The organism is Caballeronia udeis, from assembly GCF_044909315.1.
GTDB classification, from domain to species: domain Bacteria; phylum Pseudomonadota; class Gammaproteobacteria; order Burkholderiales; family Burkholderiaceae; genus Caballeronia; species Caballeronia udeis_A.
The window spans coordinates 18,707-31,224 of record NZ_JBIYEB010000019.1; the positions used below are offsets into that span (position 1 = coordinate 18,707).

11 protein-coding genes are annotated in these 12,518 nt (G+C 56.1%); 5 read left to right on the plus strand and 6 right to left on the minus strand.

All coding sequences use genetic code 11. The features are described from left to right. The first annotated feature begins 270 nt into the window (after positions 1–270). Positions 271–876 (plus strand): hypothetical protein, encoded by a 606-nt coding sequence (locus ABH944_RS27015; protein ID WP_404610479.1) that lies wholly within the window; start codon positions 271–273, stop codon positions 874–876. Between the two features lie 2,162 nt (positions 877–3,038). Here ABH944_RS27015 and ABH944_RS27020 read toward each other — a convergent pair. The 4 genes from ABH944_RS27020 to ABH944_RS27035 all read right to left on the minus strand — a co-directional run bounded on the left by ABH944_RS27020 (position 3,039) and on the right by ABH944_RS27035 (position 6,858). Further along, positions 3,039–3,419, minus strand: a complete 381-nt coding sequence (locus ABH944_RS27020; protein WP_404610478.1) for a hypothetical protein — start codon at positions 3,417–3,419, stop codon at positions 3,039–3,041. An 88-nt stretch (positions 3,420–3,507) separates the two neighbouring features. Next, positions 3,508–4,005: a hypothetical protein gene (locus tag ABH944_RS27025; RefSeq protein WP_404610477.1), complete on the minus strand. Its 498-nt coding sequence runs from the start codon at positions 4,003–4,005 to the stop codon at positions 3,508–3,510. A 322-nt stretch (positions 4,006–4,327) separates the two neighbouring features. Continuing rightward, a complete protein-coding gene (locus ABH944_RS27030) occupies positions 4,328–5,854 on the minus strand; it encodes a sulfatase family protein (RefSeq protein WP_404610476.1) in 1,527 nt (508 codons plus the stop codon). A gap of 50 nt (positions 5,855–5,904) precedes the next feature. Beyond that, entirely contained in the window at positions 5,905–6,858 is a 954-nt protein-coding gene (locus tag ABH944_RS27035; RefSeq protein ID WP_404610475.1) for a glycine betaine ABC transporter substrate-binding protein, read from the minus strand. A 352-nt stretch (positions 6,859–7,210) separates the two neighbouring features. Here ABH944_RS27035 and ABH944_RS27040 point away from each other — a divergent pair, with 352 nt between their 5' ends. The 3 genes from ABH944_RS27040 (at position 7,211) to ABH944_RS27050 (ending at position 8,702) form a co-directional block, all read left to right on the plus strand. Next, a complete protein-coding gene (locus ABH944_RS27040) occupies positions 7,211–7,501 on the plus strand; it encodes a hypothetical protein (protein ID WP_404610474.1) in 291 nt (96 codons plus the stop codon). 266 nt (positions 7,502–7,767) lie between these two features. Further along, positions 7,768–8,139 (plus strand): DUF4087 domain-containing protein, encoded by a 372-nt coding sequence (locus tag ABH944_RS27045; RefSeq protein WP_404610473.1) that lies wholly within the window; start codon positions 7,768–7,770, stop codon positions 8,137–8,139. 80 nt (positions 8,140–8,219) lie between these two features. Beyond that, a complete protein-coding gene (locus ABH944_RS27050) occupies positions 8,220–8,702 on the plus strand; it encodes a cupin domain-containing protein (RefSeq protein WP_404610472.1) in 483 nt (160 codons plus the stop codon). Between the two features lie 22 nt (positions 8,703–8,724). On the opposite strand, the gene ABH944_RS27055 is transcribed toward ABH944_RS27050, so the two are convergent. Beyond that, positions 8,725–9,465 carry a hypothetical protein gene (locus ABH944_RS27055; RefSeq protein WP_404610471.1) on the minus strand — a complete coding sequence of 247 codons (741 nt, stop codon included), beginning with the start codon at positions 9,463–9,465 and terminating at the stop codon, positions 8,725–8,727. Positions 9,466–10,491: 1,026 nt separating this feature from the next. On the opposite strand from ABH944_RS27055, the gene ABH944_RS27060 reads away from it, so the two are divergent. Continuing rightward, complete coding sequence (locus ABH944_RS27060; protein ID WP_404610470.1) at positions 10,492–11,664, plus strand: GGDEF domain-containing protein; 1,173 nt, start codon at positions 10,492–10,494, stop codon at positions 11,662–11,664. Between the two features lie 206 nt (positions 11,665–11,870). Here ABH944_RS27060 and ABH944_RS27065 read toward each other — a convergent pair whose 3' ends face one another. Next, positions 11,871–12,515: a DUF1109 domain-containing protein gene (locus ABH944_RS27065; RefSeq protein ID WP_404610469.1), complete on the minus strand. Its 645-nt coding sequence runs from the start codon at positions 12,513–12,515 to the stop codon at positions 11,871–11,873. Positions 12,516–12,518 lie beyond the last annotated feature (3 nt).

Genomic DNA, 12,518 nt, shown 5'->3' on the forward strand with positions numbered 1-12,518 from the left:
CGCTCACGCGGGTCGCCCTTATCCCGACCGGCTGAAGGTTCGCAAGGACCGCGATCTGATCGGCTCAAGCACCAGTGGTATCGACAACCAACCGGGGGCAATATCGGCGTCGCGGGGTCGGCCATTCCAAAGGCCGCCTCTTCGCGTGATCGTGAACTTTAGATTTCAAAACAACCGCCGTAAACGCCGGTAGACAGGCAAAACGGCACTTCTAGTGCAGCTGTCACAACCTGCATTCACTCAGTCAAATATTCAAATTTAAGATAAAAAATGAAACACCTGGTTATTGTTTTTTCTGTGCTGATTTTGTCTGGTTGCCTGACCATAGGCAGCATTCATGGCACTTCGGAAGTATTGCAGCGTCCAGATGCGCCAGCATCGAACGTAAGCGTGGTTTATATCCAAACATCCCTTACGGAAAAACGAGGCGCTCCGATCGATCCGATCCCGCTTCTCGCCAAGGATGGGTACTACCGCATCGCGAACGAAATGAAGCTTGTCGTTCCTCAGGTGGCCCGCGAGAAAGGAATTCAGGCGACCGTTACCGTTGGTGGAGCGAATTCCATTCGCACATTGTCATTCGAGTCGGGCAGGTATGACACAGCGCAAGGAGCGACGAGGAAGGAGCTTGTTCTCTTTGTGAAAGGTGGTCACCTGGACCCACGCGGTAATGAGAGCGATTTCATTTTCCATGCGATATTTCGAGATCCGCCAACTGGCATGGAGTACTGGCATAGCGACTATCGCATCCACGACGCGCGTCTTCCGGACCAAATCCCATTGGACGAAGCGAAAATGCATACGCTGATTTCGCAAATTTTTGACGATCTGCAAAAAGAGGGACTTCTCGTTCCGTCGGGGAGCGAGCCCCGCTGAAGTGGCTTGGGTGTCAACAAGACAGGCGGCAAGGCGGTTACGACAATCCTCGTCCCGCGTTGTCAATGCGGCGTTGGAGACTAACCGAGCGTTCGGGGACATAGTTATGGGAGATGACGTCCACATCACCCGCAAGGGAATTTGGTTCGACGAAAGCGGACCCGAAATTGTTATTGACGAGTGGACGGCACTTGTTCCGTCCGATCCAGATAGGCGTCACGACGGCTACCTCTTCGTTCATTTCGTATTCATTCTTGTCTAGCCCGACTGTTATGGCTACCCACATACGTAGGCGACAGCGCTGCTACATCTATAGGTGACCGATAGATTCACGACCTGTTATTCTGTTTTCATTGAAGTCATTTGAAAAAGGTAGATCTACTGGTAAGCCGAAGCGATCTGTCGTTCAATGAGCCGACAGAATAAAATTGATGTAACTGCGAACATAATTCTGGATTGCGTAATAAAAATGTATCGGCTGTTGCTTTATCTCGTGCGGATGCCTAGCGTTCATTTACCAGGCCGAACTGTCGTCGGGAATTGAGAAAACATATCTAAAGGACACTAACATGGTCGTCGAAAATCTCAATCTTGAAAAGATTGATTTCAGGCAAATAGGCGAAGCAGAGTCACTTTCGGCGATGGGCGAGGAGGTGCGTTTTACGATTGCCGAGAGCAGGCGAGTTCTTCACGCTTTCGCATTGCATTTAATGTCAAAGGGGAAAGACCAGAGCGAGACTGGTGTGCCTAACCTAGGCGAGCCAGAAGTGCTTCAAGGCACGCCAGCTCCGCCAATAATACCTGTTCCTATATTTCCAAGCGCCACCGATCCCGCAGTCGTTTATATTAAATCGCCACCACCGCGGTGCATACTCCGCGCGTGCTACGTTGAAAACGGGGTGCTCGTATGCCCCTATCATTGCTCTCTGATCCCTTAATTGCCGGTACCTCACGCTCAATCGCCGACGGCGTGGTCAAGAGGATATTGATCTGAGCGGGATGTGCCCGTTGTGGTGTGAAGCGACTGCTAAAACATCGCTCCAAGACCTTACATACCGTCAGAGGTTGCAAGCTCATTCACTGAGCTCCACTGCTGCAGTTGTCGATCTGGTGCACGGCAACCTTGGGTTTTGTGGCGTCAAAAGTCTATACCGAGAAATTCGACCAAATCACCCGATCCGCGCCGCAAGCGGGTATCACGGTCGTCCGTATCGACAGTCCTGATTCAGCACCGCTAGCAAAGGCTGTTCGACTATCATCTTCAAGCCTGGACAGATCGTACAAATCAACGCGGGGATATTCCAAAATAATCGCGAAACCAACGCAAATAAATCTTACCTCTCCCACAGGAGGATCTATGATCCCGTCGACGACTTGCAGCAGTTGATCCAATTTTAAAATCAAACTACGCGCAATTGCCTCAATCGTTTCTGGCGCAATTTTTTTGCTGTTTTCGCTTCAAGCCAGTGCGTCGCCCTGGATAATAAGTGGAGTTGGAAATGCGGCGGCTACCACTCCCTCTGCATATGTCACTATATCGGTAACTGACGGAAACGGCCTTCCAATCACCACTTTGACAAAACAAAACTTCGAATTTCAGGCAACTATGTGCGACAACGGCTGTAGCGACACATTTGTGGGTACTGTGACCGTCAAAGAGTGGGATACGGAAAATAATAATATTGGAGTGTACGCCGCAATCTTAGGAGCTACTAATGTGATGGAAAACATTTTTGTCGTTGTTTCAACTCCAAACGCGACAGTTCCGGGAAAAATTTCGTTCATTCGTCAAGGGCAGATCTTTCTTACCATGCGACAACATTGACGTAAAAAATTGGGCTTTATAACAGCGCCAATTCAAAATACATAAATCCCGACGGATGGAGAGATTATCGTTGTGGGTGAGTGCCCATACCAAAAATTGACTGTCTCCTGCGGGTCGGGTACGGAAGCTCAGCCTGGGCCGGGGCCAGTGATGTCCCAGCGGACATTGGGCCTCCGGGTTCGGCCATAAAGAACATTCGACGCTCGCTGTTGGATCGTCGAGAATCCCGAAGCAGAGTTCGCTGATTAGCCGGACATGAGCTATAGCCGTAAGAAATACGTCCATCTATCGACTAACTACCTTGTCCAACCTTTCTCCGCCGGTTGGCTTGGGATCGTTAGTGCATCTGATCGAGGAAACCGTACATCTTCGGTGTTCCCTTGCGCCAGATTCCCGATGCAAGATCGGAAAAGTATTTCTTGCACGTTAGCTTACCGACGATCTCATTGTTCGGAGCTGTGAACTGACGCACAAAAATTTGCTTTCCAAACCCAACGGCCACATCTTCGGTCGTTGCCATATCAGGGTGCGCTTCGACCAACGCAGGCCATCGGGCTTCACTTTGGCTAATAGCATGCGCCTCTGTTGATTTCCAACTCGAAAAGTCCTGGTCAATATCCCCCTTTACGAGTGCCCGTTGCGAATTGGCGTCCCCTTTCGTTGCAAGCGGCCGCATTGTCTCCGGTGTTGCGCGTGAATCCGCGGTATTGTTGATCACCCCTCCCGTGCTGCAACCGGCGAATATAGATAGGCTCCAAACTATCGCATACCCAACGAAGTACGTTCTCGTTCTCATTCCAGTTCACTCAATCGTAGTGCCGACCGGCCAACTTCCAAAACGTTAGTCCGGCAACGACACCAGCAGGCACAAGAAACCGGCCGACAGTCAGTATTCCTTGAAGCCATGTGGTTGCTGTCTCGGCAGGTGGATCGGCGTACCAGTGGAGGGAGTTGGAAAAGCCGAGGTATATCCGCATCATCAGCAACCCCATGACTATCTCTGTGCATAGATAGAAGATCCAGTTGCGAATCTTTAGCGCACGCGCGATCACAGACAGGAGGGCGCAAGGTATAGCCGCGGCCGCGAGCCCGACCATCCACGACGGCACGAATAGGAGGACCGTCATGATTATTAGGTGAATAACCTTCTGCCAGAGCGGGAGGTTCGTCGCACTCTCAAAGTCGGTCACTCGACTCAGCATAGCCGTAGCGACAAAGATTAGTGTTCCGACTGTTACGCTGACGAAATAACTGGCAAGTACCCGTTGGCCCGGGGCCGATGGTATTGATTTTTCTAGTTCCATGTCGCCTCGCTCACTCGACGGCGTAGCCTTGCATCAATCGACTACTTTCGACTTGGTTTTCGCCACGGTCGCGTCCGCGAGTGGAAAGGTAACATTGAACGGCCGTTTTGCGGAAAGTTCAGTAGCCTAACGGATCGACTTCTGCCGATAGCTGACAGGCGAAAGCCGGCCACGAGACGTTCGTCCTTGTGCCTGGGCGGATACCGAAACGGCCGCTTTACACCTGAGGACACTCGTCATTTGAATCGCCGTGGCTCTAGCCGAGTTGGAGTTTTCGGATCTCACTCAGGAAAGGGGCGTGCGATGTTGAAGAGATCCGCGCTCAATACGCGCCGAGCACCGCGCCGCCTGCGTCCGGTATCGGGGGCATCGACGCATGCAATTCGTCCCGAAGCTGCGCGACCGTGTCCTGCACGCGCGCTTCCGAGAACAGATTCCAGTGCTCCCAAGGGTCCGCTTCGAGGTCGAACAACTCGCCCCACGCCGGCTCATTCGGATAGCACGTGAAGCGCCATCGATCCGTGATGATCGTCTGGTTATATACCCGTGCATCCGCGCGTGGATGATATTCCGCAAACAGACGGTCGCGCACCCCGGTTCTCTGGCCCTGAAGTATGTCGCTTAGATCCAGACCGTTGTTGACCGGCGCCTGCGCCTCGAATAGCGTCGCAAACGTCGAGACAAAATCCAGGTGACTCGTCATCGCTTGCGTCCGGGAACCGCCGGCGACGCCAGGGCCGCTGATCAGCAATGGCACCTGCAATAGCTGCCGGTAAGGAGGCGGCCCCTTGCGGAGCAGTCCGTGATCCCCGAGAAGTTCGCCATGATCCGATGTGAAGACAATATAGGTATTGTCTAGCGCGCCGGTTGCGCCGAGCGCATCGAGTATTCGGCCGACCGCGTCGTCGATCATGCGGATACTGCCATACGTGTGTGCAATGACCTTGCTGATCGTGTCGTCCGAGATCGAATCCGTGCGCAGCATAAAACCCTGCTCGCGATTCTTCGAGCCGGCCGGAATATATGCGTCCTGCGCCGGATCGTCGCAATCCTGCACATACGCCGGCATGCGGTCCAACTCACCCGGCACGACTGTCGGCGCAGGCACCTTGGCTGGATCGAACAGATCGCAATACGGTTGCGGTGGTGAGAACGGATGATGCGGATCCGGGAAGGACACAAACAGGCAAAACCTATCCTGCCCGGCATAGCGACGAATCGCGTCGACCGCGCGATCGCCGATCCAGTTCGTGTAATGCAGCGACGCCGGAATCGCGTTCTTCCAGATCTCTTTCAGGTCCGACGCAGCATGGCCCAGCGACGCGTCGCGCTCGTAGAGCCCTGATGCATCCGGGTGATACCGATTTAGCCAGGCAGCGTAATGTCCCGCCTTTACCGACTCGTTTGCTTCGCCTAATACCAGGTCGACGTGATCGAAACCGTAATACGGCCCGGTCCAACTGGCCGCGTCAGGGCGATCCCAATAGGCCAGCGATTCTGGCATGTCGAGTGCACCCGACGCGAGTAGCGGCTGATAATGCAGCTTGCCGATCGCATGCGTTACAAGGCCTTGGTCTTTCAGCATTTGCCAGAGCGTCGGCCTCGCGCCGTCCAGCGCAATGCCATTGCGCGTCAGCCCATGATGTCGTGGATACAGACCCGACGCCATGGTCGCGCGGCTTGGTGAACAGATCTGATTCGGCGTGTAATGGCGATCGAACATCATGCCCCGCTGTGCGAGACGGCTCAGATGGGTCGTGCCAATCACCGTGTTGCCCGCCGACGACAGCGCGTCATAACGCATCTGGTCGACACAGATAAACACGAGATTCTTCTCTGTTCCACTCACTCGATTCTTCCCTTTGCACAGGTCACTTATAGAGCAATGGGCTGACTGCCTCAACTACCGGCGAAACTTGCTGCCAGCGCCTTCGACGCGTCTGCGCCGTCGAATGTCTTCACGCCCGCCATCCATCTGGAGACTACCTCAGGGTGTTGCTTCAGATACGCGACCGCGACGCGGTTCGCGTCATTGCCCTGGGAAACCTTCGCCATCAATTGGCTTTCCATCGGCACTGAAAACTGCAGGTTCGAGATCAATCGGGCCGCGTTCGGGCATCGAGTCACGAAGTCGCTCGCGACCGCCGTATAGACGCGTGCTGCACGTGCGCTGCTTTCGTCGTTCTGAAGATACGTCATCTGGACGTCTTCGTTCATTGGATGCGGCTGCCATCCCCAGAACACGATCCATTGCTTCATCCGGACAGCGCGCTTCACTGCAGCCAGCATCGAAGCCTCGCTCGATTCGACCAGAGTGAATTTTCCGAGCCCATACGCGTTGCTTGCGATCAGCTTTCGCAGGCCGTTGTTCGCGCTACTACCCGATTCGATCCCGTAGATCTTGCCGCCGAGCTTGTCGTAGTAGCGCGCGAGGTCCTTGTAGCTTTTCAGGCCCGCATCCCCTTCGTAGGTCGGTACCGCCAGCGATGACATCGCGCCGTCGAGGTTCGGTTTAGGCAACACCATGATGCTTTTGTCCGCAACGTAGGGCGTGATCGCGGCTTCCTCGTTCGGCCACCAGTAACCGAGCGACACGTCAATCTGCTTCTTCTGCAAGCCGACGAAGGAGATAGGCACCGACACTCGCACCGGCGACGTGGAATAGCCAAGCGGCCCGAGCATCGCCGTTGCGAGCGCATTGGTGACTGTAAGGTCAGACCAGCCGATGTCGGCGAAGCGGAGTTGCTTGCAGGTTTGCGCATCCTGTGCGTGGGCCGCCGTCAACATCAGGCTGAAGGCGAGAAAAGCGGCTCGTCGGGCTTGTCTAGCGACGGTGTGGAGGCGGAGTGGCATCTTTTCTCGCAGAGGCATTGTTGAGGGTAGCGTACGAGCGCAAATTCAGGAGGAATCGTCTGGGAGCGACGCCTTGTTGATCGAGGGCGACGATGCAAGGTTTCTTTGTGACCGCTTCCGGCGAATATGACCGACCGCTCTGGGCCGCGTGCTGCCGATCTCTGACAGGCTAGGTCCGGCCACGAAGGGACACGCGACGGGACTGACTATATCGTCAATAATTGATCTTTATTTCGCAAACGATACCGTGCCCATGTTGAGAAGAAGAACATTCGTAGCGTTTCTGTGCATTGCATTGTTTACCGGTAGCACAGCAGCTTCGGAGCAGCCGCAGAAGCCACCAGGACCGGCAATGATGGTTCATTTCGATTACTACCCCAAGGATCGGCCACAAATTCGCGTTCTGGAACATCGGCTGGAAGGTGCGATAAAGCGTGCGGGTGCTGGCGAGCTAGGCGAGACCGAGTTTCATATTGACGGCAATGATGGCTATTTGTATATGTACGGTCCTGATCCCGATCGACTCTATGTGGTGACGGGGCCAATCCTGAAGTCGTCCAAACTGATGACCAACGCGGAAGTCACGAAGCACTATGGCTCCCGCACGGAAACGTTCGTGATACACCGAGACGGCGTGCGATAACAATGCAACTTTCGAACTCGCACACACCGTTCGGTGGAAGTCACAAGTCGAAATTTCGCATTGAGGCTTCGTGACACCAATCGGTCACGACCGTTCGCTGACGAGAACATTGAAAGACCGCCTCGGGTCGGCTACGGAAGTTCAATGATTCGAGTTGCGAGACGCGTTGTCGGCCACCAGTGAACATCCGGCTTCGGGCATGAATCAACGTTCGACAGTGACGTTCAGATTGTCGGCAATTGCCGATGAGTGAGGAGAAAACCCTGATGACAAATCCTTTTGTGGTGTTGCTCGGATTAGGAATGGCGTTGGCAACCTCCGTCGCCGACGCGCAAGGTGCCGTTGAGAAGCGTTGTGGCTGGCTCGAAAATCCAACTCCCGCCAACTTTTCGTTACTGGACCGAAGTCGTGAATGGACAATTTCGGAACAAGGCGGCTATCAGGCCCCTGGGATCGAAAAGATGCCGGACATGACGACGCAAGGATGGGTCGTGACCAACGCTGGAGAGCACGGGTACGGCTGCGCCTGCCTTGATGTACAGGTCGATGAAAAGTCAGGCCTTGTGACACTTCTGGTATCCGCTCAGCCGTTACCACTCAGACGATGCAAACTCGATCCGAAATTGCCACGGCCTTGACTCGCGATCAATCGCGAGTCAAGGCTGACGTCCGCTCCCGAACCGCTATTATCGATACTTGCCCTAAAGGAGAACAGCCGATGAGCCGACCGGATTTCATTAGACACTGGACTGAACTCGAACAACCGGAGGCGCATTCGTATCGCGGCGATACGGAGCCAATGGCGCTGGACGCGCCGCTTTCCGAAGCACTCGGCGTCACACGTATAGGCATTCATCATGTCAGGCTTCTGCCCGGACGGCGGACGTCATATCCCCATGCCGAAAGTACCGAGCAGGAGTTTGTTTACGTGCTCGAGGGCAAGCCCGATGTCTGGATCGACGGCGTGCTGCATCCCATTGCTGAAGGCGATTCCGTCGCGTTTCCGGCAGGCACCGGAATCTGCCATACCTTCATTAACAATACGAAGGACGAAGTGAGGCTGATGGTGATCGGCGAACGTCCGCGCGATGACAACCGCATCCGTTACCCGCTCAACGAAGCTTACGAACTTACCCGTGTGGACCGCTGGGTTGACTGGCCGGCCAGACCGCTAGGGGACCATAACGGGAAGCCGGACTGAGTAAGTGGCCGACCGCAATGCGCTAGCCGGGCTGGTCGAGGCGCGTCATCCTGCGCAGCTGGCGCGGCAATACGATGTACATGCCCCAAGCCACGAGGCATAGCCCGCGAAACATCTCGGCGACATGATGGGGAAACCAAATGGCCAGTTCGGCGATAAGCAGACCGCCCGGGATGGACCACACATAGGTGGTCACGCCCAGCAACGTTGCTCGCCAGAGACCGAATCGTTCGGTCTCTGAAATGGCGTGTGCAACGAGTCCGCTTCGGACCATGTACCCCGCGAGCGGCAGGCTCAGCAGAAGGTAGGTCAGGATGGTCAGCACGACCGGCATCTCCATGAGCACCAACGGCCATGCGGGCCGCGTCCTCGTTGCGCCGGACGTGACCAGATGCGTCGTGAATGCCATGAGCGGCAGGGTCGCCTTCGCAACCAGAGAGTGGAACGCGACTACGCCGATGAAGAAAAACAGCGTACTGGCGAGCCATTGGCGCCAGGCGCAGGACCACCATACGTACAGGCGCTTGCCGAAACCCATGACCGGGTTGAGCCTGAACAGGGGAGACCGGTCCGTGAGCGCCGCAAGGCCCGTGACGACGACAAGCAGTACGCTCGCTACCACGAGCCCGTTGGCACTCCACACGAACGCTCGCGCATAATCTCCGGTAGCAAAAGCGGTCGGTCCGGAACCGGTGAAGTGCTGCAGATGTTGAGCGACATATTGCGAGGGATCGACCGCCCGCGTACCGTCGTTTGCTGTCATCTTGTCTCCTTGGCTCGCGGCGCCGGAACCAAAGTGTGTACATTGACCGGCGTGGGGAATGCGCCCGAAGCGCGGTCTCGCGTGCAGGCGTACCAGCAACGCGCCCAGTACCGGAGAAACCCGCCTGGGAGATTTATAGTACAAAAAGGCCCGGAAAGCGCACCCGTCTCATGCCGCGAGTTGCCGTTTGGCGGCATCGCCCCGCTTTTCGCGGCACGGCGGCTCGCTCCCAGGGCGCGAAGTGTCAAGCCCCGGTGCAGGTTTCACGCTCGTCTGGTGCGCATTCATGCGCCGTGAGTACGCTCAATTCGCAGAGGGTCCTCGGCTAACTCATCAGGTACGGTTGGCGCCTTCCCGCGTGCCTGCGATTCGCACTAGAAGTGATGCCGATGCTGATTTTTATTCACTTCCGCTGTCTGTTCTTTCGTGCACCGTGGGGGTAGCCGATCTGATCGGATCGACGCGCGGAGGTCCGTTCCTCCTTGTATCGATCAATCTGCGTAAGCGTGCCATCACTGAATACACAGCAGTGAATGAGAGAAGGGAAGGCAACCGAAGCTGCATGAATTTCGACGTATGCGGTATCGATGAGTTGGGACATTGATCGCGCAGTAGCGATATACACCCTGATTGAGTCGACGGGCCGCATCTTGCAGCGGTCGAAAACAGGCCGCCCCCGCTCCAGCGAATATTGGAGTGCAAAACTTCGTATTAGTCGAATTTCGCCGGTTGCCGTCTGCGCAGTCACGGTCAATCGTCGTCTTTCTGAAAGGTTGACGTCGATTCAGATGTAAGCCTTCGCTGTTGCGCTTCAAGACAGTTGAGTAACAAGACCGCTGAAAAGGGGGAACGCGGCGGGTACGGAGTGATCCATGGCCAGCGCCACACCCGCTCCGGTTCGTCGTGACGGCTTTCGAGGTGTATTCAAGTCCGACTTTCGGCGCTCCGTTCAAATCGAGCGGGCCCGCAGGTCAGTGGCGCAGGGATTTCGAGTCCCGCGTATAGGGAACAAACGGCGTCGACCCAATGAATAATTTTAGCCTGCGGAAGGCTACGCTGAAATATCTCGGAGCGCTCGCCTTGATCGCTTGCCTGTCGATCGGTACGCACGTATTGATCGCCTCGATCGTGACGGAGCAAGGGCGGACGGCCCGCGTGATCAACCTCGCGGGTCGACAGCGGATGCTTTCCCAGCGTATTGCCGAAGAGGCCCTGGAGCTGCGTCATACCGACGAGCCGGAGCGGCGTGTCGTCCTTGCGCGCATGAATCACGACACGGATCAGATGGAGCAAGCCCATTCGCTCCTGACACATGGCAACGCGGCGCTGGGCATCGCCGCACCTTCGACACAGGCCTTGATAGCGATCTATGAACGACCACCGTACGCCGTGGACCGGCAGGTCAAGACATACATCGCCCTGGTGCGCAACTACGCGCAAGATCTCGATCAGGCAGGCAGCACGCAACGTCTCCGGGAAATTATGGACTCAGCGCGGCAACCCCTGCTGAGGGCGCTGGATGCGGCCGTTACGCAGTATCAGGCTGACAACGATCGAACCATCGACCGTCTGCAGGATATCCTGGTAGGTGTATTGGCGCTGATGCTCTGTACGTTGATTGGCGAGGCAGTCTTTATCTTCAGGCCCATGTTTCGCCATCTCAAGATCACCCATTCGGCGCTGGTGGAAGCCGCTCGTACCGACCCGTTGACTGGCAGCATGAATCGCCGTCATTTCCTGGAGATCGGCGAGGAAGAACTGCGCCGGTGTCGCGCGCGACAGGCGAGCCTTTGCATCATCGTGCTTGATATCGACCACTTCAAGTCGGTCAATGACCGGTTTGGGCACATGGTCGGTGACCAGGCAATCCAGAGTGTCGTTCGATGCATCTTGTCGAACGTCCGGACCAGCGACTACGTTGGACGGATAGGCGGCGAAGAGTTTGCCGCCATTTTCCCCGGGACAAGGGAACTGGACGCCGTGTCAATGGCTGAAAAAATACGGAAGTTCATCGACGCTACATCAATCATCTATTCAGCAGGGCATTTCAATCTCACCGTCAGTATCGGCGTAGCCGAATGGACCGAAGCAGATGCGAGCCTGCTTGCGACTATCGATAGAGCCGACAAGGCGCTTTATCTGGCGAAGCGCAACGGCCGAAATTGTGTATTTTGCACCACTGATGAATGCCGCGTATAGAAGGACAGGCCCGGCGCCGGGCCGCCGGACTCTGACACGGGCGATCGGCAGCCTTCGTCATCTCCTTGCTTTCGAGGCATGGTGCTTGGCAGGTTCCCGGTTGCTGCGTTTTGTCTGTTGCTCACTTTTTTCACGCTGCCTTGTCAAGCGCCACTGGCCGATTTTCCTGGTGTCTGCATGATGCCGCAGAATTTTTGGAGCTGGCCTCACCACCAGCGAAAAGAGACACGCGCCAACAGGCACCCTGCCAACATCGGAATTGCCATACCGATCGAATACCAGAGCGCCCAGAAGGGAACGCTCATCTCAGGACACCGCAAAACATACGCCAGCGTGCCAATTGCGCCCGACAACAGACCGACGGCCATGCCCGCAAGCCGCAGTCGTGTGGGCGCGAGTCCACGCATCGCCCAGGAAAGTGCCACGTAGCCAGGCACTGACAGCAGTGCGATATAGACCGGGCAAGAGCTCCACGTGTGACCGAACAAGAGCGCCAGCCGGGCGTTGGCCGGTGCCTCCAGGAGCACTGCAAGGGCGACCACCCAAATGGCTGCATAGCACGCTATTAGCGCAAGCCACGCACGCCGTGTTGAAGCGCCTGGAATTGCCAGCCGTGCGGCGACCAGGACCGCAGCGAACGCCATGAGTAGCGGGAAAGCCAGCTTGCCCCAGAAGAACGGAGCGGCAAGAAGCTCAGGGAGATCGGGACGAATGCCGAGGCTTGACACAAGGGCGACGACCGCCGCCACGGCGCCGGCCGATAGCGCGATGCAGAAGCGGCGCAGAATCGCATGCCGATCTTGAGGCAACAGGCCAGCCGCCAGAAGCGGAATCAATTGGTCAGTTCTCATTTC